A 22,919-nucleotide genomic window follows, 5' to 3' on the forward strand; every position below is an offset into this window, starting at 1 on the left:
CAGCAGAATATACAAAGCGGTTGGCGTTGAAATTATAGGAAGGAGGGTAGTTTACACGGCTGAGCAGACGCGTTGATGATATAACGAAAATGGATTGAACTAAGGTGTGATTTGGTTGACTGTCGTCTCTCACGGCGAATCCATATTTCAAAACTTTTAATAAAGGGATGATTTAGATGAAATATCTGCTTCTTGTCAGTCATGGGGAGCTATCAATTGGCTTAAAGCAAACACTGGGAATGTTTGCGGGTAATGATATGCAGGGTTCTCTGATTGCAGTTGGCCTGAGAACCGATGAAGCTGCTTCAACATTTGGTGAGCGGTTCAATGCATTGTTGAAGACATTGCCAGCGGATGCAGAGTTTGTCGTTTTGGCGGACATCGTTGGCGGCAGTCCACTTACAACTGTGTGCAACGTTTTGAGTGAGCACGGTAAGTTGAAAAACGCCCTGGTTCTGGGCGGAATGAATTTTTCAATGGCACTGACAATTCTAATGTCGAAGGATACTTTGGATAACGCGGCATTAAGGGAAAAGGCCTTTACAGAAGCTACTGCAGCAATTAAGGAATTTCAGACGGACCCAGAAGCGGGTTCCGAGGATGAAGATATTTAAGGGGGTGGGTAACATGGCAATTTCATTTGTACGTATTGATGACCGTATGATTCACGGGTTGATTACCGTTCGCTGGGGCAAAGAATACCCAATGGATGGAATTATAGCTGTAAACGATAAAGCAGCAAACAATCCAGTTTTAAAGGAAGCGTACATGGCTGCGTCTGATAAGAAAACCTTTGTGTGGACCTTGGACCACTTCAATAGCGTTAAGGATAAGGTTTTGAACTCAAGTACTAGGTATTTCCTCATTACTAAGAATCCACAGGATATGGAAAAGATTTTGGTTGATTTAAGTTTTGTGCCTGGTGATATTAAAACGGTTGTCGTTGGTCCGGGTAATGACAGGGAGAACGCAATTAAGCTTGGCGATAATCAGTCGTTCACGCCTGAAGAGGCTGCTTCATTCGAAGCTATTGAGAAGGCGGGTTACAAAGTTGAGTTTGCTTTGTTGCCTGATCAGCGCATTGGTAGTTGGGATAAGTTTAAATCACGTTTTGGGTATTGAAAGTTAAATATTAAATCAGCAATGGTTCTTACTTAAGAAGGAAGGTAAGGAGAATGACGATTAGTTGGTTTCAAGCAGCTATTTTAGGGCTATTTGCTTGCTTATGTTCCAACTCCTGTATGGCTGGTCAAGCAGTTGGTAATTATACAATTGGCCGCCCGCTAGTTGGTGGACTCGTTTGTGGCATTATCTTAGGGAATCTTCAGCTTGGTATTGCGTGTGGGGTCGCGATGCAACTTGTTTATATTGCATTAGTTACTCCTGGTGGGACTGTTTCCGCAGACGTTCGTGCTATTTCCTATATCGGCATCCCGCTGGCAATGGTCGCGATTACATCGCAGGGACTGAATCCCCTGAGTGGTGGCGCCGCTAATTTGGCTAAGTCGGTTGGTACCCTAGTCGGAACGGTTGGTACTGTTCTGTACTACGCCGTTGCAACAATGAATCTTGTATGGCAATCGTTTGGTTGGAAGGACGTTCACAATGGCAAACTAGATAAATTAACAGCAGTTAACTTTGGTTGGCCTTGGATCTCACACGCATTGTTCTCATTCTTGCCAACAATGTTGCTCACGTACTATGGTGCAACCGCGGTTTCCGCTTTGCGGAGTGCACTACCAATGGACGGCCTGGCAATGAAGACTCTGTTCACTGTTGGCGGTATGCTGCCATGTGTGGGGATTGCAATTCTTCTTCGACAGATTATTGGCCGGGCGGCTGACTTTATTCCGTTTTTAGTTGGGTTCACACTCGCCGCCTCACTTCATTTAAACCTAGTTTCCGTCACGGTCGTATCGCTATTGTTCGCGGTTATTATTTATGAGATTGAGATGTCTGGAAATTCTTCATCTAAGGGTGGAACTACGGCTGTTGCAGAAGGCCCAAGCGATGATGACGAGGAGGATATTTGATCATGGAAACAACAAACGAAATGAAAAAAAACTTGATCGTAAAACACTGACAAAATCGTTTCACCGTTGGTTCTGGGGCGCACTGACCTGTTTCTCACAGGAACATATGCAGACCTTTGGTTACATGGCATCAATGCTGCCCATCCTCAGAAAGCTCTACCCCAAACACGATGATCAGGTTAAGGCAATTCATGCTTATACTGCGTTCTTTAACACTAACCCCATGCTGGGGACGGTGATTGTTGGCATCACTGCCAGCATGGAACAGGCGCGTGCGAACGGTAAGGAAATTGACGGGGAAACCATTAACGATATGCGTGCAGGCCTTATGGGCCCCATTGCCGGTATTGGTGACTCGCTGATTGATGGAACTCTAATTCCTATTCTGTTAGGAATTTCCCTGGGGATGTCCACGGGTGGTTCGCCGGTGGGGGCCATTTTCTACATTATTGCCTGGGTATTAATTGCTTACTTTGGCCAACGTTTCTTGTATTTCCGTGGTTATCGCTTTGGTGATCAGGCAGTTAGCTTTTTGGTTGGCAAGCAGGGGGCTGCAGTTCGTCGTGCGATTGGTACTGTGGGTAGTATGGTTGTTGGTGGTGTTTTGGCGTCTTGGGTTAACGTGACAACATCGCTTAAATTGCACGGAGCAGATGGCAAAGTATTCCTCAATCTACAAGCAAAACTGGACAGTATCTTTCCTGGATTGCTAACAGTTATCGTGACCTTATTCTGCTGGTGGTTGATGACAAAGAAGCATGTTTCTGCAATCTGGACCATGCTGATACTAGTTGTTATCTCTCTTCTCGGGGTTATCGTTGGCTTCTTCAACCCGGGCCTGTCCTACTAAAGAAAAAGTCTGTGGAGGGAGGAGAATCACATGACTATTGACGAAATGACTAAGGGGTACGAACAGGAAGTAGCTTATCAGAAGCACATGCTGAAAAATTTAGGATACTGGTTTCAACTTTCCACAATTCTTAGTGGCGTTGGTATTGTTTTGATTTACTTCTTCCATGGAAAGATAATTTGGTTGCAAATCTTCGGAACTGTTCTGTTGGTTTTGGGTGCATTGGGAATGTTGGCGTTTGGCTATTCGGGATGGAAAGGTCAGCAGAATGTTCGCGCAGTTGTTGACGACTATGAGAAGAAAGTTCAGCACTTTCATAAGGTGACACGGAAGAATGTATAACGATTATAAGGTTGAAGAATTGTGTTTGACGGCCTGAGTAGTAATTTTTCCACACATTAATCCACAAAAAAAACGCCCGACATAAGGGGAAACCATAACTCCCCTAATGTCAGGCGTTTCTCGTGTTGGCTCTACTTCATCTTCTCTCCGTTCGACCCAATCACCCGCTTGTACCATTCAAACGAGGCCTTCCGGTACCGTTTCATGCTCCCGTGACCCTCATCATCCAGATCCACATAGATAAACCCATACCGCTTGGACATCTGCCCGGTCGACGCGCTCACCAGGTCGATGCATCCCCACGGCGTGTAGCCCATCACCTGCACCCCGTCGGCGATAGCGCCGCGGATGGCTTCGATGTGCTCGCGCAGGTAGTTGATGCGGTAGTCGTCCTGAACAAAGTGGTTGGCGTCGGGTTGATCAACTGCGCCCAGGCCGTTTTCAACCACGAAGACCGGCTTGTTGTATCGGTTGGCTAATTCGTTCAGCGCGATGCGGAGTCCAGTTGGATCAATCTGCCAGCCCCAATCACTCGATTTGAGGAATGGGTTCGTCACGCCGCCCACGAGGTTGCCGTTGGCAGTGGCCAGCGACTTGTCAGTTACATTGACCGCCGTAGACATGTAGTAGGAGAAGCCGATATAGTCTACCGGGTTCGCGGCGAGTACGGCGAGGTCCTCGTCAGTCACTTCCAGGTCTTTGAACGAGAAACCATAGTGGTTCATCAACGACTCCGTGTACAGCGGGTACTGGCCCCGTACTTGGACATCCCCACAAAAGTGATTCATGGCCTGATTTTCTTTGAGCGCCGCCAGCTGGTTAACAGGGTTAGCGTCGTACGCGTAGGTAGTTGCGTACAGCAACATGCAACCAATTTGCAGGTCGGATCGCAATTGGTGCCCGATAGCCACGGCTTTGGCGCCAGCAACAAACTGGTTGTGCCAAGCCTGATAACGGTTTTGCATCTCGTTGCCGCCGTTTGATGCGACGAGCCCTTGGCCCATGACCGGGAAGTGCAAAGCCGAGTTGATTTCGTTGAATGTCATCCAGTACTTAACCCGGCTGGCAAAGCGAGTCAGCACCACACGAGCGTACCGCTCATAGAAGCCGATCAGCGCGCGGTTCTTCCACCCGCCATAAGTGGTTACTAAGTTTAGCGGCATTTCGTAATGGCTGATGGTGATGACGGGTTCGATGTTGTACTTCAGGCACTCGTCAATGACGCGGTCATAGAACTGCAGGCCGTCCTCGTTGGGCTGCGTTTCATCCCCGTTCGGGAAAATACGCGACCAGGCGATGGAGAAACGGTAGCACTTGAACCCAATTTCGGCAAAAAGGGCGATATCCTCCTGGTAGTGGTGGTAAAAATCGATGCCTTTGTGGTTAGGATAGGTGTACTTGTCCTCATCGATGGACCAATCAAAGTCGGGTTGGTCGACAATTTTGAATCGTTCAGGGCCACCGGGGAGGGCGTCGGCGATAGATAGGCCCTTGCCGCCCTCTTGATAGGCACCTTCAAGTTGGTTGGCGGCGGTGGCGCCGCCCCAGAGAAATCCTTCGGGAAATTGTTGCATCATAAATGCTCCTTTCACTGTGATGAATAACTGTGTATGGTGTTGTGATCATCAAAACGTGACCAAATTTATTAGCGCCAACACACGCTAGATGACATACAGGGCGACTGCATTCTTGTCGACCGTGGTCACCTCGTTAGGCACGACATCAACAAAGTCTTTGGTGTTGGTCACAACTAACATCGTCGTGGTGTCATACCCGTCAGCCTTGATGGCGTCCAGGTCGGCGTCGAGTAGCAGGTCCCCTTGTTTAACGGTGGCACCCTGGTTAACGTGCGCGGTAAAGTGCGCACCCTTGAGGTCAACCGTATCAATCCCGACGTGAATCAAGAGTTCCACACCGTCTTTGCTTTTCAGACCAATCGCGTGCTTCGTCGGGAAGACCGTCTCCACGGTACCGTCGAAGGGCGCGTATAAGTGATCGTCGGTTGGGATGATGGCGGCACCGTCACCCATCATCTTTTGGGCAAAGGTGGGATCGGAGACGCTTTCAATGTTGATCAGCTCTCCGGCAACGGGGGCGAAGACCTTTTTAGTATCCTTCGCGCCGCCGTCAATATTGGCCATGCTGGTGGTGGCAGTAGTCGCAGGTTGTGCGTTATCCTTGGCGGCTTCCGGAGCATCCTCGTTGAAACCGAGAATCAGGGTCAAAGTAAAGGATAGAATTGCTGAAACGACGGCAACAATCACGGCGTAAACAATATTCTTCGGTGCCCCGTTGTAAATGAATTGCGGTAGTGCGATCACGGATGGCACCGCAAAGGCGTATGCCTTGAGGTTAACAATACCCATGAACAATCCGGTAATACCACCAGAAATCATGGCTGCATATAGTGGTTTGCGGTACTTGAGGGTGACCCCGTAAAGCGCCGGTTCGGTCACACCTGCAAGCAATGCCGAAATGGAAGCGGCTGACGCAACTTCGCGGGTTTGCTTGTTCTTAGTTTTAACGGCTACGGCGAGGCTGGCAGCCCCCTGAGCAATATTGGCGGCCAACATTGCGGGCAAAATTAAGGAGTCTGGGGTCGCCACGCTCGCAATGAGGAAGATTGAGGAGAATGCCCAGTGCATCCCGGTCATAACGATTAGCGGCATGAATGCGGCCATTAGGGCCATCGCTAACCAACCGGCGTGCTTTTGAATCAGGAGGATTAACCACGATAGCCCCTTACCAGCATAGGTGCCAATTGGGCCAATAACGATCAGGGCGAGGATACCAACAATGAGAATTTCAAGCAGCGGCTTCAGGATACTCTTTAAGCTGGCCGGACAAACTTTATCAATGCCAATTTCGATGTACTTCATGGCCCAAACCACCATCAGGATCGGAATAACGGAACTGGAATAGGTTGCCAGCGTGACTGGTAGACCCATCAGATGCACTGGCTTGGCGGCGGTTACCAGGGCGGTAAAGTTGGGGTGAATCATGATGCCGGCAACGGTGACTGCCAGAATGGTGTTGACCTTAAAGTACTTGGCACTGGTAATCGCTAGCTCAATCGGCAGGAAGTAGAAGGGCGCATCGCCGAATACTGATAGCAAGGTATAAGTTTGCGACTTGTCGCTCATCCAGCCGACAGTGGTGAGGAGAATCAAAATGACTTTGATCATCCCACCACCGATTAGTGCAGGAATTAGGGGCGACATGCAGGAACTAATGAAGTTGGCAAATTGGTCGAATAAATTGCCCGATTTTGTGTCTGCGTTAGCTGTGGTTGCGGACGCGTCCTCATCGGTGGGGAAGTCGCCAAGCTTAACGACTGCGTTGTAGTAGTCAGAAACGGCATTACCGATGATAACTTGGTACTGGCCGTTTTGGTGGTTAACGCCCATGACGCCAGCAATGTTTTTTTACCTTGGCGTCGTCAACTTTGCTTTCGTCCTTCAGGCGGAAGCGTAGCCGCGTGACACAGTGGGTTAAGTAATTGATGTTGCTTTCGCCACCAACGGCGTTATAAATCTGTTCAGCAGAATCCTTGGTGCTCATGATGATCACTCCTTTTTGAATAAAAAAAACCTAACGAATGCCCATAACGGCACCCATTAGGTCATGCTCGGGATTGTCCCGATAACACCCTATAAATTGCGGACTAACCGGTTGATGTGCACGGTTAGGTATAACAGTTCGGAATTATTGATTTCGAAGTGGTACTTGTCCATAATGAACGACTGGATTTTGAGCGTACAGGCGTAAGACTTAGAGTAACGGGACTTCAGCACTGTTAATAGCTCTTCGTCCTCATCGTCGTCATAGTGCTTACCCAGTAGAATACGTTGGGCAAAGAATTTTAGGTGGGTAATGAATCTGTAGTAGTTTAGTGACTGTTCGTCGAATTCGGTGTGGAAGTAATCTTTAACCAGGTCTTCGACTTCCTTAATAATCGTGGTGATTCCAACGGCTAGGTTTTGTTCCCGGGGACTATCGCTTTCCGCATTGATAAAGTGGACTGCGATGAACGCTGCCTCGTCGTCACCCAAATCAACGTTGAAGGCATCTTGAATGACGGCGACTGCCTTCTTACCCACCGCAAATTCGTCTGGTAGAAGCGAGCGATGTCCCACTTTAGCGGGTTAGATAGGTTGATACCTTCCTGTTGCTTACGCTTAATTGCCATCGACAAGTGGTCGGTGAGATTAACGTAGATCATTTCGTTAATCTGACGGCCGAGCTTGATTTTGGCGTAGTTAATAATGCGCTCGGCGACCTCTATCTCGGCTAACGGAACGTCAATGACTAGCTCAGTAAATTTACTCATGGTCGTGGGATCCTTCAGGAAGAAGTTTTTTCGACCTTGGCCATGTCGATGGATTGTCCTTGCTTTTTGCCAAACGCGATTCCTGGGCCCATCAACAGTACATCGACACCTTCGCGATTGGTGGAAATACAAGTATTGTTGTTGAGAACGCGTTTGATTCGCAAGTAAATCCCTCCAAAAAAATAGACTTGTCCACACATTAACCCGTGTAGATAAGTCATGCTCAATTACTTGATAACACCTTATCGATTCAATATATGCTTGTCACTCATGCTTGCGCACACCTAGTGAGAGCCGACGCAATAACATCGTAACTGCTTTCATGGTAGCAGGCGTTGTATCCGCTGTCAAATGGTTCATAACCAAAACCGACAAAGGCTGAGCTATTGAGTGGCGGAATGGTATTTGCAAGTTTTTTTGTGGGCAGGCTGAAGACCTTCATACTTTATATTGGATTGGATTAATCGACGCTTGGATTGAAACCGAATTTCACTTCCCCAGCTCCTCAGTCAACTTTGCGTAGTTCAAATACAGCGCGGTAAACCGGTTATCATGCTTGTCCGACCACGGCTTGGGCTTGCCGTTAAAGTGCAAAATGGCGGTGTTGGCCATCACCCAGTGGATGTCCTGCTTGCCCAATGAGCGGGTGAGGTAGGTGACGTAATTACGGGCGTCGTAATTCCACACCTCGTCGGGCACCTCCAGAATGGTTGAACCGTAGAGGTGATTGAGGATGTCCTGGTCCGGCAGCATCAGGTAGTCGCCGTATTCGTCGATGGTGCGCTTGATGTCGTCCCACTTGATGGTTTTGCGCGCTTGGTCCAGATCCATGAGCATGATGCCGGAGTTGAAGTAGCCGTGCTCCGTGTTTAAACGGAGGTTGTTCAAAGCCGTGGTGACGTCAATCACACCGGTATGGGTCGACGCCGTCAGCATGTACCCATTCAGGTCGGTGTTCCACAGTGGCAGTAACGAATTAATGACCAAAATATCTGGATCCAAGTACAGAACTTTATGGACTGTATCGGGTAAAATGTTACCGGCGAGCAATCTAAAGTACATTTCCCGCGGGTATCGGGCTTCCGTGGGTGCATTGTTAAACAAATTGCCGTTGACCGTAACGGGCTCAAAGCCCCAGCCATACAGGGCGGCTTGTTGCCGCACTTCCTCAAGTAGCTCCTCGTCGATACCGTCGTGAATCAGCCAAACGCGGATGGGGGCGTCATTGCTGTTCATGTGAATCGAGTTCAAGGCCACTTTGAAAGGTTGTATGTAGCCCGCATCAAGGGTGAATAATAACTCCAGTTTGGTCGTCATCGTCGAAACCTCCTCGTGATAACTACATTATAGCGGTTGCGGTCATTAAATCACTATTCGTATGTAATTTACTCTTGACTTTAATTGATTGACCAATTAATATTGAGCAAAGTTAATTAATTGACCAATCAATTATAAAAGAGGATACATCATGACTAAATTACAATCAGCCCAAAGTAATACAATTTCAGCGGCGGCGCGGCGCATGCTTGCTGATTTTAAATACTTTAACCTGCCAATTTTGTGCCCATTACAGCAAGAATGATTAACCGCATTCGTACGCAATTTCAAGCCGGTGAAAACGTGGTAGAGGAAGGGCTTATCGATACGGGACACCTGGCGACGGAGCCCATTAAGGTGAATGGCGTGGCGGGAATGAAAATAACCAGCCCCCATACTGACGACGCGGGACCCGTTATTGTGAACGTCCATGGCGGTGGCTTCATCATGGGCACCGCGCGGGAACGGACCGCCTTGCTGGCTGCGGCAGAGACAAATCTGCCCGTTTATTCAGTGGAGTATACTCTAGCTCCTGAAGGGCAGGCCCCGCTGGTGGTCCAGGAAGTATTGGACTTTTATCGCGGTGTCCGGGCAGTAGTGGGTGATCGCCCCATCGTGATGAGTGGCAGCTCCGCCGGCTCGGGAATTGCTGCAGCTGTGGTGCAGCAGGCGCACAATTTACAGGAACCGTTGCCCGTCGCCATGATTTTGTTTTGCCCAGCTTTGGACATCTCGGGTGACGGCGACTCCGCCATTTTTAACGAAAAACGTGACGTTGGCTCCGCTAAGATGGCGCTACGTTTGGCAGAGCGGTATATTGGTGATAATAATCCGCGCGACCCATTGGTGTCACCGATGTACGGCGAGGTGGGGGCGTGGTTTCCACCAACCTTTATGAGCACTGGTACGCGGGACCTGATGTTGAGCAACGTGGCGCGATTTAGCGATAAGCTGCGCGCGGCTGGCGTGGAATACACTGCCATCATCAAGGAAGGAATGTGGCACGGCTTCAACTGGGAACCCCAACTGGAGGAGGCCGTCACAACGCGGCGTGCGGCATGGCAATTTATTCAACAGCATACGGAGGCAGGTAACTAATGCGTGAACGGGACGATGATAAACAAAGACGAATTTTGGCTGCGGCGGGTCAGATCGTGATGGATGAGGCATTGCCGCCGTTTCTTTGAGCAAAATTGCGCAGGCCGCTGGCATCGCTTCGGGCACGCTTTACACGTACTTTAAGGATAAGAACGCCATGCTGAAGGCCTTGTATTTACACCACAAAGAGGCGATGGCAAAGGCAACCACTCAATTTGATCCTTCCGGTGACCCCGAGCGTGAGTTGCGCCACTACATGGACTTGGTCTATGCTTACGCACAACAACACCTTGCGGATATGCTACTCATCCGCGAGTTTAACCAGTCACCAGTGCTTCAACAACTCGGTGTCACCCGCGCAGAAGCGTATGCAGGGTACGAGCCCATCGTGCAGTTAACGGAGCGGGGTGTCGCGGCCGGGGTGTTCATGCCAGTTGTCTTCGACGTATTAATGTCGTACGCATATACGCCGGTGGTGGAGTATGCCGTGGCCGTGGCTAACGGCTTGATCGATCCGCAAACGGTTCCCTTCGACCGGATCAAAATGTTGTCCTGCCGCGCCATTTTGGTCCACCCGAAAGCATGATTTTGGCGATTAGTAGTTAGAATTGAGGTAATGTCATGACAGAATTACAAACCGGTATCCGCACTGCACGCCTCACTCTCCGCAACTTCCGTCCGGACGACGCTGAGGCGCTATTCCAGCTGTTCCGGGAGCCCGACACGTTGCGGTTTACGCGGTACAACGACGTGAAACTCCGCGGCGACTTTGACCAGCTGTTCACCGACCATTTCTTGAATAACCCCACCGCGGCGGCGATTGAGCTCACCACGACCGGCGCCGTCATCGGCTTGATTGAGATGCACACCGGTGGCGTATTGACCTATGCGGTGCGCCAGGCGTTCTGGAACCATGGCTACGTCACGGAGCCGGCCGGGCGTTCGTGGATACCATGTTCGCGACGCAGCCCATTACGATGGTCAAAGGTGAATTTGCCAACGAAAACCAGGCGTCCGGTCGCGTGCTGGCCAAGCTAGGACTCCACTTTGCTGGTGAAATCGGGCCGTTCACCACGAAGGATGGACAGGAAATCATGGCGACACAGTATACCCTGAGTCGAGAGGAGTGGGCGACGCGCAGGCGTGCCGAATGACGAGAGTGCTTGTCAACGCAAAGTATCCCCACAACAACCGCAGGACCATGCTCAGTCAGCACGGTCCTTTTTTTTACCCAACGATAACGCCGCCAACCGTGTCTATACACGCAATGCCAAGTCAGCTAGTTAACCCCATACCCTATAATCAACGTCAATTAGTCCCTACATTTTCGGGGCCGAATACCGTATAATGGATTAAAAATAACGACACTAAGGAGGCCGCTGCCATGGCCAAGTCCACCACACTTTCGTTCGGTAGCGTACTGCTGCTGGGCATTAACGGCATCATTGGCTCCGGGATATTCCTGTTGCCGGGTACGCTATTCAAAGCGGCGGGGTGGGCCAGCCTGGCAACAATCGGGTTGGCGGGCCTGGCCACGCTGATGATTGCGATGAACTACGCGGTGATGGCATCCAAAATTGATGAGGACGGCGGGGCGTGGGTGTACGCCAACCAAGCCTTTGGGCCGCACGCCGGCTTCCAGATTGGATGGTTCAGCTGGTTCCTCGGCGTCATCACCATCAGTACTGAAATTGCTGCGTTCCTGACCACACTGAGTGGCTTCTGGCCAGCAGCGCAGCACCGCTCAATCTACATTAGCGTGGCGCTCGCTATTTTGGGCGGCATCACCATCCTCAACGTCTTTGGCCCCGGCACGATGAAGGTGATCGACGACCTGTCTAGTGCCGTCAAAGTCGGCCTCATCCTGCTCTTCATCATCGGGAGTGGCTCATGATTGCCGTCCACGGGCACATCGGCAGCCCCGTGGTGGGGGCGTCCGGACACGATTTGGTCGGGGCGTTCACCACGGCTTTCTACATGTTCACCGGCTTTTCGTTCCTCCCGGTGGCGGCAAAGCAGATGCGCAACGCCGAGCTCACGTTGCCCCGCGCGCTCATCGTGGTGATGGTCATCGTGACGGTGTTGTACTTACTGACGCAATTTCTAACCGTCACGTTGCTGGGGTCGCAAATCGTGGCGGAAAAGTTGCCGGTGGCGGCCGCGTTCATGCGCGTAGTCGGACCGGTGGGGCGCGGCGTGATCCTGGCGGGGATGTTGGTGTCCACTCTGGGGGTCGCCATCGCGGTTTCCTTCGACACTCCGGTGGAGCTGGCCTCGCTCGCCACCGAGAAGAAGTTGCTCCCACGCGAGTTTGGTCAGCAAAATCGCTTTGGGGCGCCGATTGTCGCCCTGTTGGCCACCATGGTGCTGGCCGCTGGGTTGGTGCTGAGTGGTAGCTACCTGTTCCTAGTCAACCTGATTGTCCTGAGCTCCTTTGTGCAGTACATCTCCACCGTACTGGCGACCTTCAAGTTGCGCAATGACACCACGTTGCCGCGCGGCGTCCGGTTGTGGGGCGGGCGGACGATCCCAGCGCTGTCGCTGGTTCTGCTTGCGTACCTCATCCTGCAGTTCAACCCGGTGACTTACGCCATCGGGATTGGCTTTGCCGCGGCGGGTGAGCTGGTCTACTGGCCGATGACCGGCGCAAGCGGCGTCAGGCTACCTAGCCGCACCCGTTACCGCAATTATCAATTTTGACCACACATAACTGTGTACCACGAAAGGAATTGGAAGCTGTGAAAAATCGACAAAACTGGGTGATTATCGGCGTCGTGCTGGCGTTGACCGTCATTCTCTGGGGCGGCTTTGGCTGGGGGCAGCCTGACGTCCGCGTTATTCATCCCGAACCGGAAACGTCGCGGACGACGACGAGTACTGGTAGCGTGTACTCTCTGGCAACCGTCAGCCGGGCCGTTGACTCTTCGCCTGACCTCAAAGGCGCGGTGCTGGCTGGCTCCTCGCCGATGGATGGCGGGGCCGTGGATATGGCCAAGATGCCCATCGTGCCGGGGCTGCGCGCCACGCGTACGCGTAACGCCCAGGCACCCTGGGGATGAGCACGATGATGACGCCACAAGGGGTGGACGTTGCGGGGCATTACCTGATTTCGTCGGCGTACGATCACGGGGAGCAGTACAACTCGACCCTGTACATTCAGGATATTCGGACCAACAAGTTAGTGAAAACCGTTGTCCTGCAAGGGCGGCCACACGTTGGTGGCATTACGTACGATGCCGACCACCAACAGTTGTTTGTGTGTGGTGAGTATCAGGGAACGGCCGAAATCATTGGCATCAAGCTCAAGCGCCTGTTGGCATACGACGACAAGAGCGCGCGCCCGATTAAATATGACAGCCGGACTTCGTTGGGTACGCAAAGTCGCGCCTCCTTCATAACGTATCACTCCGGTATTCTATTCGTCGGATTCTTCAACCCAAAGAGTAGTGGCTACATGCAGCATTACGACGTGAATAAGAAGGGCCAGATTGTTGGTGCCGGGCCGCTCCAGCAATTGCAGAACCAGGTGAGCGTGGTTTCGACGGCCTTGTTTAAGCAGCACACCCTCAGCAAAGTTCAGGGGGCGGTGTTCTACGGTGGCTACGCGTTCCTGTCGCAATCGTTTGGCCCGGGGCCATCCAAGCTGTACGTGTTCAAGGAGAACCTACTGAAGGAATCGTTTAGTGAACGTGATGCCGTGTTGGTGCTCAAGATGCCGAGCCACCTCGAGCAGATTAGTACGTATCAAGGCCGTATGTACCTCATCTTTGAATCGAGCGCAGCGGCGTACCGGAAGACCAGCCAGGACCACGTCGACCGAATTCTGTCGCTCGACCTCGCAACACTAGTGAAGGAGGTGCGCCATGCAAAGTAGTCGCAAATCATTACCGTGGCCCTTCGCGCCGCGCTTGACTCTTAATCAGTGGCTCCGCTTCTTTGCGGCTGCTGGGTAGCTTACCTACTCTTCAATACGAACAATCCCTTAGCACAAGTATTGTTCTTGACGAAACAGGCGTACCTTCACACCACCCCGTGGTTGGCCGCATTGAAGGTGATTGGCGGAGGTGCCATTTACGCCGCAATTATCTTCGCCGGCCTGTGGTGGGCTGGTGGCCGCGGCGCATTCCGGCAACTGTTTCCGCGCATTCGGTGGCGAGACTTTGGAATTTACTGTGGGTACGGGTTGTTGTACCCCGTGTTCGGGATTCTTGGCCACGTGGCTACCATCTTTGTGGCAACGGGTCCGAGTGCCAACATTAAGGAGAGCCTCGCTTCGTGGCAGCAATACTCGTGGCCGGCGTACCGGCTGATGTCTTGGCAGGGAGTATTCACGACGACCGCTAACGTTTTGGTGACCCTGATGATCTTCCTAGCCATCATCCAGGTGCTGGACGGGCGGATGCAGCATCATCCCCACTGGCGCAATTTATGCGTGTACCTCATCACGGGTATTCTGGCCGGGGCGTTTGCCACCACGCCGTCGTCGCCAGATCTCTGGTCCAACGTGGTGGTCACCATCTTCACGCAACTGCCACTGCTATGGAGCTACCGGCGCAGCCGTAACCTGGGTGTGCCCGCGCTCATTGTGTGGGGTGGGCACCGGTTGCTCACGGGATTAATGTTGATGTTGAATATTTTGTAGAGGGTAACGCAAAGGCCCGCAACTGTTATGGTTGCGGGCCTTTACGATGATGTCGGATTATTTTGTCGGGCCCGCCATCTTATTCACATTGCTTGCCCGGCATAACTCATCCGTACCATAAATTTGCGGTATAATAACGTTATCTATTTATTCGAGGTGAGGGCAACATGAGTCGCGCACGATTAGAGGCATTTACCGATGGTGTCATCGCAATTCTCATCACAATTTTAGTTCTGGAAATCCATTTACCTGATACCCAGCATTCGTGGACGGTGGTGTGGCGTATGGCCCCCGTGTTCGCGGCCTACGTACTCAGCTTTCTGGTGATTGCTGGATTTTGGATATCGCACCACACGTTGATGTTGCAAACGGAAAACGTGACCGTACAAGCTTTGTGGGCGAACCTGCATTTCTTGTTCTGGCTCTCGCTCACACCAGCCGTCACCGCCTGGTTCGGCACGGATATTCATTCGGTGCCGGCCGCGGTTTTGTTTCAGCTGAACGTCATTGCGGTTAACCTCTCGTTCTTATTGTTGCGGGCGGTGGTTCGACGCTCGAACCCGCATCTGATCAACCTCGCAATCAAGATGGAGGTCATGTCTTTTGGCATCAACTTTGTCACGCTTGTAGCCGTCATCTTTGCCCCGCCGTTACTGTTTGTCGGGCTGGGCGTGAATAGCCTCGTATGGTTGATTCCGACGACGCAGAACATGCGCTTGGTGACGTCGCCGAGGGATTGAGTATTTTGGCCGTATGAAAAGTATGGCTTTGCCCGTAGATGACAATCACCGACAAGTGGCTGTCCACTTGGGACCAACATGGTCTGGTCCGACGCCAGCCCTTTGCGGTATATAAAGGCCACCCCAACCATTGTCAAGGTAGGGGTGGCTTTTGCGATTCTATTTGCGGAGATGTAATAATTTTTCTGCATTTTGGTACGCGACTTTTGCTTGCTCGTCCGGCGTCAAAATGGAATCCGTCAAGAACTTTGCGGCGTCTGCCGGGTGGTTGTATGGGTAGTCGAGGGAGTACATCAGGTGGTCGGCACCAACTTCAGTGTAGATGAGCTGGAGCTGTGCTGGGAAAAACATGCCACTTGGAGTGATGTAAAAGTTTTCACGGTACGTCTGGCTAATGCTCCGTTGTAAGTTGACGGTCAGGCCCAGTGTTTGGTCCATGCGTTCAAGGAATGCGGGGACCAGTTCGCCCCAGTGGCCCGTGATGATTTTGAGGTTGGGGTGACGGTCGAAGGTGCCGGCGAGAATCAAGCGAATCATTTGCACGCCAAGATCCTCATGCCAACCCCAACCGGCACCAGCGAACGTGAAGGCGGTCAGCTCGGACCAACCCTGGCCTTCGTAGTAGTATTCACTGATTTCTGCGGGAATAAAGGCGGGGTGGAAGTATAGTGGCACATCCAACTTTTCGGCCGCCGCCAAAATTGGTTCGTAGAAGGGATCGTCAAAGAAGCGGTGGTCGTAATAGCCGTGGATCATTGCCCCACTGAGACCTAGTTGAGTTACCGCGCGTTCCAGTTCAGCCGCCGCGGCCTCCGGATCACCGACGGGTAACGTTGCCCAGCCGCCGAAACGGTCCGGATGCTGGCTAATGGCGTCTGCTAGGTCATCATTGGCCATCTGGCATAGCTCGATGCCTACTTTGGGATCCAGATTTTTGGGAGTGTTGTCGCCATAACCCATAATTTGCATTTGGATGTTGTTGGCGTCCATGAAGTCCAGCCGCTGCTGCCCGGCACTAATCAGTTCGGTGTTATCCCGCTGCGACTTGGCCGCAAATTCCGCGATACTATGGTCGTCGGGGTTTTGGTGTGGGTAGGATGGTGCCGACATGTATGGCTTAGCAGCCTGGTTGACGCGGTCAGATTCCCAATGCTCTTCAAGTGTAATTAATTTCATTTCGAGGCCTCCTAGTTGATGAGACCAATTATAGGTGCCTAGGGAACGCTGCGGCAGGTCCGTTACGCTACAAAAACGCGGTATTTGTCATGCATCGTCTCGGCTGGCCACTAGATATCCGCGGGTGGCGACGGTATGGTTTGTTTGAACAAAGAAACGAAGTCAGCACGAGTGAATTCCGGATGCAAAGTTAACGTTTTGGCGAATGCTATGAGGATCCGCGCATCCATTTCCAAACGGAGGGTGTCGTCGCGCTTGGCGGTTTTGATGTAGCCGTGTACTCGGTGCATATCCCTCTTGATGTATTGAATCACTTGTTCGGTCACGTCGCCCCAGAACATCATCTCTAGGGTAGTACGGTTGGCCAGCATTAGCTTGACCGCTATTTCGGCGGACTGGGCCGTACCCCCGACGGTGTGGTCGATTTGTTGGAGAAACTCATTCACCATCACGGCCATGTCGTACTCGATTACTTGGCCCACATTTTGGTAATGGCGATAAAATGTTTGGCGGGGGATGCCGGCCTGTCGGCAAAGCCGAGTAATGGTGACGTCCGCATAAGGAGTCTGTGCGGTGTACAGTTGGCGTAGCGCGGTGAACAATTTTTCTTGGGTGGCGCGTAGGCGTTTGTCCGGTTGGTGGTAATATGCCAGTGGCACTTTGGGATTACTCAATACAATGCACCTCGTTCAAGTATGTATGGCCCTAAACACCGGCCGTACATGCTTGCGTTTTAACTGATCAAAGGTGGCTGGCGTTGGACCGGCCCATACAATCAAGCTTATTCTCGTTATACGGTATTGCTGGCCGGAAAGCAATCGGTGGTGCCGATACGTGTTGACCTGGTTTTGAATTGACTACTGAGACGGATAATGGCCGACCAATTCAATATGAGCATGGTTGTAGTTAACTGCGCACGATTATACGTTGAGTTGCGGACAATTATGGCACCAATAATGCCTGTTATTGACTCTTGACAGACAATAACGTCTATTCTTTAATAGTGTGAAATAAACACGATAACTGGCAGAGCAGGAGGCCTAATTATGCAAAAAGTACTAGTAGTGGAAACCAACGTGACGCGCTACGCCGGCACCAACGACCCCACCGGTTTGTGGCTGGGCGAGGCGGCCGAGTTTGTGGACGCAATGCAGCAGGCGGGCATTGGCGTTGATTACGTCAGCCCCCGCGGCGGCTTTGTTCCGCTCGATCCCCGTAGCATGAAGTATACGGATGCCGACATTATGCGGGTGTACGAGGACGCCGATTTTGTGGACCGCGCCCTGCGCAACACGTTGCGGCCGGACCAGGTTAATCCAGCTGACTACGTGGCCATTTATTACACGGGTGGTCACGGCGTGATGTGGGATTTTCCGGACAATCCCGAGTTGCAACAGCTGGCCCTGAGTATTTACAACCAGGGCGGCTACGTTACCTCGGTGTGCCACGGCATTGCGGGGTTGCTGAACATCAAAGACGCGGCGGGTAACTACCTCATTGCCGGCAAGCACGTGACTGGTTTTACCACCGCGGAGGAGATTATCGCCGGTAAGAAGTCGGTGGTCCCGTTCTTGAACCGGACGGTGGCGACGGAGCACGGTGCCCACTTTGATCAGAAGCGTTTCTACAGTGAGTATGCCGTGCAGGATGGCCGGCTGCTGACGGGGCAGAACCCGTTCTCCGTGCGGGCGGTGGCGAAGTTGCTCGTTGATGCGGTAGGTAACGCCGGATAATATAATTAGGGCACCACGGTTGCGTAGGGGAACGCTGCCGTGGTGCCCTGTTGCGTTAAGTGGTCGTGGTTAGTACAGGTAATCGTTCACTGCCTTTGCCACCCCATCGTTTTCGTGTAGTTGGCTATGTTGCGCCTTGGCACCGGTGAACATCATCTCGGTGTAATTCTTGTACCGGCTCCGCAGCAGGTAACGCAGCGACCGGCTGGAAACATTGGTGACGTCGCCGTCAGAGTTGGTACCATCATCCTTGTTGCCGTAAATATTGAGGATGTCGACCTGCTGCTTGGGAAAGTTATCGCGGTTGCGCAGCATCTCTTTGTACCGCGCATCCAGAATGGTGGGGCGGCCGGACTTGGTCAGCGTGTTGCGGTTGGGTTCATCGTCCATACCGACAATACCGTCGAAGTGACCGGCAATATTGACCTGTTTGTGCAGCTTGGGCGCGTTGAACGTGTGCTGCTGGAACAGAACGTAGTACATGAAGCCGAGGTTGCCCATGGAGTGTGCGACGACGTTGTAGTTAGCAAAGTGGTGTTTGCGGTTGACGGCCTGCAGCACGTTTTTAATCCACTTGGCGTCCGTTTGGAGATTGGCGTTCTTGTTGTCCTTGAACACTACCTGAACGATAGGATTCTTGGTGGACTTAGGCCAACGACCTTTGAGCGTGACCTCGCCGTTGGTATCGACTACAGCCTGGTAGACCTTGTGGGCGTGGTAGTTCGTGACCGCGTACTGAATGAGGTGGTTGGTGGAGTTGGCCGACCCGCTGTAACCGTGGAAGTAGAACGTGGGTGTGGTGCTGGTCGTAGCGTTGGCGGGTGCGGCGGTGCCTTTGGCTGAACAGGCCGACAGGGTGACGGCGACAATTAACGTGGCGAATAATGCGAGAATCTTTTTATGCTTCATGCTCGATTTCCTCCCAGAATAACGTTACCTGAGGTTATTTTATCTTCTTCAAGGCCAATGGTGCCACACCCTGGCGATTGGAGCAATGTACATTTTCGGGACTGGTGTAGTTGTAGTGAAGAACGGATATTTGATCAAGTCGTAACGCATTGATGGCTGGGACCCGGGCTTTTTTTCGTCAAAAAAAACGCACCCAAAGTAAGGGTGCGTTTAATTAGGCCTGCTAGTAATGATCGCGACAAGAATATATTTGTATTGCTTTGCCCGCGTTGGCACCCACAATTGAGTACACGATGCGATGTTCTTGCGTGATGTGACGCGACCACTTACCTGTCAGGTCGTGTTTGAGTGGCTCTGGTTTACCAATACCAGTAAATGGAGTGCGATCAATGGCCTTGATCAGCCGATTAATACGTTTAACCATGTATTTATCGGCATGATCGTGCCAGTACATATAATCGGTCCATGCATCGTCAGACCAGGATTTAATCATCGTCGAAATCCGTGAGCAATTCGTGTGTAATTGCTTTGCCCGCCGCGAACTGTTCATCCCCTCTTCTGATTTTGGCCATTAACTCCGGATTGCTCATAATGTGCATCGTTTCCTGCAGGGAGTCATAATCATGCTGGCTGATGACCACAACGTTATCCTCTTTGTCCCTGGCCGTAACAATAATTGGTTCGGCGTCCTCATTGACCTGTTGCATGTAGGTCTTTAAGTGCTGGCGAAAGTTGCTATAGCTAACTGCGTCCATCTTGATGCCCCCCTTTTTTTAATTTAATTGTACCACATGTTGTACAACAAACGGATGGGTCAGTGAACCTGAATGCGGGTGGTTATGGATTAAAAAAAGCCAGAAGCGTGGCGGTTAAACCTTGCGTCTATGTGGGCCGGAAACTATATAGTGACACCCTCGACAGCTATGTGTGGGGGTGTTTTACACCTTAAAGACACGTACTCAGCGTGTCGAGCAACCACGTGTTGGTTGCAACGACGTCTTTGTACGCGAGGGCATCGGGGTGGCGGAACCAGTAGATATAGCCGTTCACGACGGTATCGGTGGCCGAATGCAGGATTAGCTGTTGCGGCCCGGTGGGGGTGCCCGCGACGAGTTGATGGGGTCATGGTCGAATAAGCAAAAAAATTGGTGCTCTACCCGGTTTAGTACCTGTTTATGCTGCTGGTGGTATCGTCTTACTGATATTGGTGGTTCAACTATGCTATGCCCATCACAAGTTGGCGAATAACTAACCATGTGATGGGCATTTCGTGTCTTAATGGCAGCGACTGGGGCTAGCAACGCGCTGGTCCCTGCATGGCGTTCTTGTAGTGTTGGTAGGTAGAGGTTGAGCTAGAGTATCCGCACCCCCCAACCAATTCCTTTGCCAGTGTTATGATAGTAACTATCGTTCAACCAGAATTTAACAGTAAGTGAGGAACATACTTTGACTGAAGCACAATCACAAACCGTCTCCCTGATGCGTCCCGACCTGCCCGACATCAGTGCGCACCAGATTACCACGGTACTGAACTTGATGGACGACGGCAACACGGTTCCGTTCATTGCCCGCTACCGTAAGGAAATGACGGGCAGCCTGGATGAAGTGCAGATTCAGGCCATCGAGGAGGCGCACGCCCGTGTCACCAAGCTCCAGGATCGTAAAGCCGCGGTGATTAAGAGCATCGACGAACAGGGGAAGCTCACGGCCAAGTTGAAGGCGCAGATTAACGCTGCCACCCAGCTACAAGACGTCGAGGACATTTACCTGCCGTACAAGCAGAAGCGGCAGACCAAAGCCATGGTCGCCCGCGCGCACGGACTTCAGCCGTTTGCGGAATGGATCATGACGTTTCCCACCGCACCTTTGGCCACTGAGGCCGCGGGGTACGTTGACCCAGCCAAAGAAGTGGCGACGGTGGCCGACGTCCTCGCCGGCGCCCACGAAATCCTGGCGGAGACGTTCAGTGAGGTGGCGACCGTGCGTAACTGGGTGCGCAATTACACGCAGCGGACTGGGAGCGTCCGCGTCACGGTGAAGACCAAGGGGAAGGAGCTCGACGAGAAGGGTGTGTACCAGCAGTACTACGACTTTGAGGAACCCATCAGCAAGATGACCTCCACCCGCACGCTGGCGATTAACCGCGGCGAGAAGGAGAAGATTCTCACCGTCAAAGTCAAAGTTGATACCGGCGCCGTCATGAATTATTGCCGTTTCCGGTTTATTGGTCAGCACCCACACTCCGAGGCAACGGCGTTCATCACGGAGGCGTACGAGGACGCGTACAAGCGGTTCATCGGACCGGCCATCGAGCGCGAACTGCGGGGCGTGTTGACCGCGGACGCCGAGGCTAAGTCCATCAAGGTCTTTGGCCAGAACCTGTACAACCTCCTGATGCAGGCCCCGATTAAGGCAAAGTTGTGCTGGGGTTCGACCCGGCGTACCGGACTGGTTGCAAGCTAGCCGTGGTGGACGAAAACGGGAAGTTTCTCGATAAGGCGGTTATTTACCCGCACAAGCCAGCCCCAGAGGCCAAGCGCCGTGCGGCTACGCAGGAATTGATCGACCTGCTTGAACGGTACCAAGTGACGATGATTGCTATCGGTAACGGGACGGCCAGCCGCGAGTCGGAGCAGTTTGTCGCCGCAACTTTGAAACAAATCCATCGCGACATCTACTACGTGATTGTGAACGAGGCCGGTGCGTCGGTGTACTCTGCAAGCCAGGAGGCGCGCGATGAGTTCCCCGACCTACACGTGGAGCAGCGTAGTGCCATCAGCATCGCCCGCCGGTTGCAGGACCCGTTGGCGGAACTGGTCAAAATCAATCCAGAATCCATCGGCGTGGGGCAGTACCAGCACGATTTGCCGGCCAAAGACCTCGCAACGGAAGTCGACGCGGTGGTTGAACGTGCCGTCAACCAGGTAGGGGTCAACCTGAATACGGCTAGCTACCAGCTGCTGACGCGGATATCGGGCCTGTCGAAGACGATTGCGGTCAATATCGTGAAGTATCGCGATGAGCACGGCCGGTACAACAGCCGCGCCGAGTTGAAGAAGGTACCGCGGTTGGGACCGAAGGCGTACGAGCAGTCGGTCGGATTTCTGCGCATTATCGGTGGCAAGCGAGCCTTGGACAACACGGATATCCATCCAGAGAGTTACCCAGTGGCCAAGCAAATCATGGCGGCGGCCGGTGTGCAGGAGTCTGACCTGGGCAGTGACGCGGCGGCAGCGAAAGTTGCGGCGGTGGACGTGGCGCCCATCGTTGCCACCGGCGTGGGTGCAACCACGGTGGCCGACATCGTGGCAGGCTTGCAAAGCCCCGGCCGCGACCTCCGTGACAGCATGCCCGCACCTATTTTACGGCAGGACGTTCTGACGATGGAGGATCTCCAGCCGGGGATGAAGTTGGAGGGAACCGTCCGCAACGTGGTGGACTTTGGCGCCTTTGTCGATATCGGAGTAAAGCATGACGGGTTAGTACACGTGTCGCAGATGGCACAGCGGTTTGTCCGCGACCCGAAGACCGTGGTGGCGATTGGTGACATCGTCACGGTGTGGATTGAGTCCGTCGACTTGCAACGCGAGCGCATCCAACTGACGATGGTCGAACCTTAAGGTAGTGGGTGTCAGCAGCGTAGGCCGGCCCGGTGAGCTGCGGCTTTCGTGGGGTGCTCCATGGTCACCACTGCTAGGGCGAAACCTCCAACTCACCAAGCCCGGGTGAGTTTCCGGTGCGATTCTGAG

At 52.5% G+C, this 22,919-nt stretch carries 21 protein-coding genes and 4 pseudogenes; 16 read left to right on the plus strand and 9 right to left on the minus strand.

The genetic code is table 11. From position 1 onward, the window contains the following. Nucleotides 1-176: 176 nt before the first annotated feature. From JCM12539_RS02830 to JCM12539_RS02850, 5 genes are read left to right on the plus strand one after another with little or no spacing between them, the layout of a single operon-like run. Nucleotides 177-614, plus strand: a complete 438-nt coding sequence (locus JCM12539_RS02830) for a PTS sugar transporter subunit IIA (RefSeq protein WP_054649097.1) — start codon at nucleotides 177-179, stop codon at nucleotides 612-614. 13 nt (nucleotides 615-627) lie between these two features. Continuing rightward, on the plus strand, nucleotides 628-1,122 hold the full coding sequence (locus JCM12539_RS02835) for a PTS sugar transporter subunit IIB (RefSeq protein ID WP_054649099.1): 495 nt from the start codon (nucleotides 628-630) through the stop codon (nucleotides 1,120-1,122). Between the two features lie 53 nt (nucleotides 1,123-1,175). Then, nucleotides 1,176-2,033 (plus strand): PTS mannose/fructose/sorbose/N-acetylgalactosamine transporter subunit IIC, encoded by an 858-nt coding sequence (locus JCM12539_RS02840; protein WP_054649101.1) that lies wholly within the window; start codon nucleotides 1,176-1,178, stop codon nucleotides 2,031-2,033. Beyond that, on the plus strand, nucleotides 2,011-2,883 hold the full coding sequence (locus JCM12539_RS02845; RefSeq protein ID WP_054649103.1) for a PTS system mannose/fructose/sorbose family transporter subunit IID: 873 nt from the start codon (nucleotides 2,011-2,013) through the stop codon (nucleotides 2,881-2,883). The genes JCM12539_RS02840 and JCM12539_RS02845 overlap by 23 nt, the downstream gene beginning before the upstream one ends. A gap of 30 nt (nucleotides 2,884-2,913) precedes the next feature. Then, nucleotides 2,914-3,225: a hypothetical protein gene (locus tag JCM12539_RS02850; protein ID WP_054649105.1), complete on the plus strand. Its 312-nt coding sequence runs from the start codon at nucleotides 2,914-2,916 to the stop codon at nucleotides 3,223-3,225. Nucleotides 3,226-3,356: 131 nt separating this feature from the next. On the opposite strand, the gene JCM12539_RS02855 is transcribed toward JCM12539_RS02850, so the two are convergent. The 4 genes and pseudogenes from JCM12539_RS02855 to JCM12539_RS02870 form a co-directional block, all read right to left on the minus strand. Further along, a complete protein-coding gene (locus JCM12539_RS02855; RefSeq protein WP_054649107.1) occupies nucleotides 3,357-4,799 on the minus strand; it encodes a glycoside hydrolase family 1 protein in 1,443 nt (480 codons plus the stop codon). A gap of 87 nt (nucleotides 4,800-4,886) precedes the next feature. Continuing rightward, nucleotides 4,887-6,786, minus strand: a pseudogene (locus JCM12539_RS02860) (beta-glucoside-specific PTS transporter subunit IIABC). Nucleotides 6,787-6,875: 89 nt separating this feature from the next. Beyond that, a pseudogene (gene licT, locus JCM12539_RS02865) lies at nucleotides 6,876-7,719 on the minus strand (BglG family transcription antiterminator LicT). A gap of 325 nt (nucleotides 7,720-8,044) precedes the next feature. Next, complete coding sequence (locus JCM12539_RS02870; RefSeq protein ID WP_054649109.1) at nucleotides 8,045-8,872, minus strand: glycosyltransferase family 8 protein; 828 nt, start codon at nucleotides 8,870-8,872, stop codon at nucleotides 8,045-8,047. A gap of 261 nt (nucleotides 8,873-9,133) precedes the next feature. Here JCM12539_RS02870 and JCM12539_RS02875 point away from each other — a divergent pair, with 261 nt between their 5' ends. The 9 genes and pseudogenes from JCM12539_RS02875 (at nucleotide 9,134) to JCM12539_RS02910 (ending at nucleotide 15,352) form a co-directional block, all read left to right on the plus strand. Beyond that, a complete protein-coding gene (locus JCM12539_RS02875) occupies nucleotides 9,134-9,970 on the plus strand; it encodes an alpha/beta hydrolase (RefSeq protein WP_225350205.1) in 837 nt (278 codons plus the stop codon). A gap of 85 nt (nucleotides 9,971-10,055) precedes the next feature. After that, nucleotides 10,056-10,556 (plus strand): TetR/AcrR family transcriptional regulator, encoded by a 501-nt coding sequence (locus JCM12539_RS02880; protein ID WP_225350206.1) that lies wholly within the window; start codon nucleotides 10,056-10,058, stop codon nucleotides 10,554-10,556. A 35-nt stretch (nucleotides 10,557-10,591) separates the two neighbouring features. After that, nucleotides 10,592-11,008, plus strand: coding sequence for a GNAT family N-acetyltransferase (locus JCM12539_RS02885; RefSeq protein ID WP_054649111.1), 417 nt, complete (start codon nucleotides 10,592-10,594; stop codon nucleotides 11,006-11,008). After that, nucleotides 10,993-11,124 carry a hypothetical protein gene (locus tag JCM12539_RS14505; protein WP_263849727.1) on the plus strand — a complete coding sequence of 44 codons (132 nt, stop codon included), beginning with the start codon at nucleotides 10,993-10,995 and terminating at the stop codon, nucleotides 11,122-11,124. The genes JCM12539_RS02885 and JCM12539_RS14505 overlap by 16 nt, the downstream gene beginning before the upstream one ends. A gap of 230 nt (nucleotides 11,125-11,354) precedes the next feature. Then, a pseudogene (locus JCM12539_RS15495) lies at nucleotides 11,355-12,670 on the plus strand (APC family permease). A gap of 38 nt (nucleotides 12,671-12,708) precedes the next feature. After that, nucleotides 12,709-13,029: a hypothetical protein gene (locus JCM12539_RS02895; protein WP_054649113.1), complete on the plus strand. Its 321-nt coding sequence runs from the start codon at nucleotides 12,709-12,711 to the stop codon at nucleotides 13,027-13,029. A gap of 5 nt (nucleotides 13,030-13,034) precedes the next feature. After that, the gene (locus JCM12539_RS02900) at nucleotides 13,035-13,844 is read left to right on the plus strand and encodes a YncE family protein (RefSeq protein WP_054649115.1); all 810 of its coding nucleotides are present in this window, start codon (nucleotides 13,035-13,037) and stop codon (nucleotides 13,842-13,844) included. Nucleotides 13,845-13,970: 126 nt separating this feature from the next. Next, the gene (locus JCM12539_RS02905; protein ID WP_054649117.1) at nucleotides 13,971-14,612 is read left to right on the plus strand and encodes a hypothetical protein; all 642 of its coding nucleotides are present in this window, start codon (nucleotides 13,971-13,973) and stop codon (nucleotides 14,610-14,612) included. 167 nt (nucleotides 14,613-14,779) lie between these two features. After that, nucleotides 14,780-15,352 (plus strand): TMEM175 family protein, encoded by a 573-nt coding sequence (locus JCM12539_RS02910; protein WP_054649119.1) that lies wholly within the window; start codon nucleotides 14,780-14,782, stop codon nucleotides 15,350-15,352. Between the two features lie 159 nt (nucleotides 15,353-15,511). Here the strand turns inward: JCM12539_RS02910 and JCM12539_RS02915 are convergent, their stop codons facing one another. Together JCM12539_RS02915 and JCM12539_RS02920 are read right to left on the minus strand one after the other, a co-directional pair. Further along, nucleotides 15,512-16,528, minus strand: coding sequence for an amidohydrolase family protein (locus JCM12539_RS02915; RefSeq protein WP_156302015.1), 1,017 nt, complete (start codon nucleotides 16,526-16,528; stop codon nucleotides 15,512-15,514). 110 nt (nucleotides 16,529-16,638) lie between these two features. Next, on the minus strand, nucleotides 16,639-17,202 hold the full coding sequence (locus JCM12539_RS02920) for a TetR/AcrR family transcriptional regulator (protein WP_054649121.1): 564 nt from the start codon (nucleotides 17,200-17,202) through the stop codon (nucleotides 16,639-16,641). A gap of 372 nt (nucleotides 17,203-17,574) precedes the next feature. Here JCM12539_RS02920 and JCM12539_RS02925 point away from each other — a divergent pair, with 372 nt between their 5' ends. Next, the gene (locus JCM12539_RS02925; RefSeq protein ID WP_054649123.1) at nucleotides 17,575-18,261 is read left to right on the plus strand and encodes a type 1 glutamine amidotransferase domain-containing protein; all 687 of its coding nucleotides are present in this window, start codon (nucleotides 17,575-17,577) and stop codon (nucleotides 18,259-18,261) included. 69 nt (nucleotides 18,262-18,330) lie between these two features. On the opposite strand, the gene JCM12539_RS02930 is transcribed toward JCM12539_RS02925, so the two are convergent. The 3 genes from JCM12539_RS02930 to JCM12539_RS02940 form a co-directional block, all read right to left on the minus strand. After that, nucleotides 18,331-19,170: an alpha/beta hydrolase gene (locus tag JCM12539_RS02930; RefSeq protein WP_054649125.1), complete on the minus strand. Its 840-nt coding sequence runs from the start codon at nucleotides 19,168-19,170 to the stop codon at nucleotides 18,331-18,333. 223 nt (nucleotides 19,171-19,393) lie between these two features. After that, nucleotides 19,394-19,663, minus strand: coding sequence for a Txe/YoeB family addiction module toxin (locus tag JCM12539_RS02935; RefSeq protein WP_054649127.1), 270 nt, complete (start codon nucleotides 19,661-19,663; stop codon nucleotides 19,394-19,396). Beyond that, on the minus strand, nucleotides 19,656-19,925 hold the full coding sequence (locus tag JCM12539_RS02940) for a type II toxin-antitoxin system Phd/YefM family antitoxin (RefSeq protein WP_054649129.1): 270 nt from the start codon (nucleotides 19,923-19,925) through the stop codon (nucleotides 19,656-19,658). Before JCM12539_RS02940 ends, JCM12539_RS02935 begins: the two co-directional genes overlap by 8 nt. A 724-nt stretch (nucleotides 19,926-20,649) precedes the next feature. On the opposite strand from JCM12539_RS02940, the pseudogene JCM12539_RS02945 reads away from it, so the two are divergent. Then, nucleotides 20,650-22,790 (plus strand): annotated as a pseudogene (locus tag JCM12539_RS02945) (Tex family protein). The last annotated feature ends 129 nt before the right edge of the window (nucleotides 22,791-22,919 follow it).

This window comes from Lacticaseibacillus pantheris DSM 15945 = JCM 12539 = NBRC 106106 (assembly GCF_001311175.1).
In the GTDB taxonomy this organism is placed as follows: domain Bacteria; phylum Bacillota; class Bacilli; order Lactobacillales; family Lactobacillaceae; genus Lacticaseibacillus; species Lacticaseibacillus pantheris.

What these genes read in the sequence shown, in the direction of transcription:
- JCM12539_RS02940 (WP_054649129.1), bottom strand. Translation starts at nt 19,925, where the DNA reads ATGGACGCAGTTAGCTATAGCAACTTTCGCCAGCACTTAAAGACCTAC.
- JCM12539_RS02840 (WP_054649101.1), top strand. Translation starts at nt 1,176, where the DNA reads ATGACGATTAGTTGGTTTCAAGCAGCTATTTTAGGGCTATTTGCTTGC.
- JCM12539_RS02830 (WP_054649097.1), top strand. Translation starts at nt 177, where the DNA reads ATGAAATATCTGCTTCTTGTCAGTCATGGGGAGCTATCAATTGGCTTA.
- JCM12539_RS02885 (WP_054649111.1), top strand. Translation starts at nt 10,592, where the DNA reads ATGACAGAATTACAAACCGGTATCCGCACTGCACGCCTCACTCTCCGC.
- JCM12539_RS02925 (WP_054649123.1), top strand. Translation starts at nt 17,575, where the DNA reads ATGCAAAAAGTACTAGTAGTGGAAACCAACGTGACGCGCTACGCCGGC.
- JCM12539_RS02855 (WP_054649107.1), bottom strand. Translation starts at nt 4,799, where the DNA reads ATGCAACAATTTCCCGAAGGATTTCTCTGGGGCGGCGCCACCGCCGCC.
- JCM12539_RS02910 (WP_054649119.1), top strand. Translation starts at nt 14,780, where the DNA reads ATGAGTCGCGCACGATTAGAGGCATTTACCGATGGTGTCATCGCAATT.
- JCM12539_RS02930 (WP_054649125.1), bottom strand. Translation starts at nt 19,170, where the DNA reads ATGAAGCATAAAAAGATTCTCGCATTATTCGCCACGTTAATTGTCGCC.
- JCM12539_RS02915 (WP_156302015.1), bottom strand. Translation starts at nt 16,528, where the DNA reads ATGAAATTAATTACACTTGAAGAGCATTGGGAATCTGACCGCGTCAAC.
- JCM12539_RS02850 (WP_054649105.1), top strand. Translation starts at nt 2,914, where the DNA reads ATGACTATTGACGAAATGACTAAGGGGTACGAACAGGAAGTAGCTTAT.
- JCM12539_RS02835 (WP_054649099.1), top strand. Translation starts at nt 628, where the DNA reads ATGGCAATTTCATTTGTACGTATTGATGACCGTATGATTCACGGGTTG.
- JCM12539_RS02935 (WP_054649127.1), bottom strand. Translation starts at nt 19,663, where the DNA reads ATGATTAAATCCTGGTCTGACGATGCATGGACCGATTATATGTACTGG.
- JCM12539_RS02845 (WP_054649103.1), top strand. Translation starts at nt 2,011, where the DNA reads ATGATGACGAGGAGGATATTTGATCATGGAAACAACAAACGAAATGAA.
- JCM12539_RS02900 (WP_054649115.1), top strand. Translation starts at nt 13,035, where the DNA reads ATGATGACGCCACAAGGGGTGGACGTTGCGGGGCATTACCTGATTTCG.
- JCM12539_RS02875 (WP_225350205.1), top strand. Translation starts at nt 9,134, where the DNA reads ATGATTAACCGCATTCGTACGCAATTTCAAGCCGGTGAAAACGTGGTA.
- JCM12539_RS02870 (WP_054649109.1), bottom strand. Translation starts at nt 8,872, where the DNA reads ATGACGACCAAACTGGAGTTATTATTCACCCTTGATGCGGGCTACATA.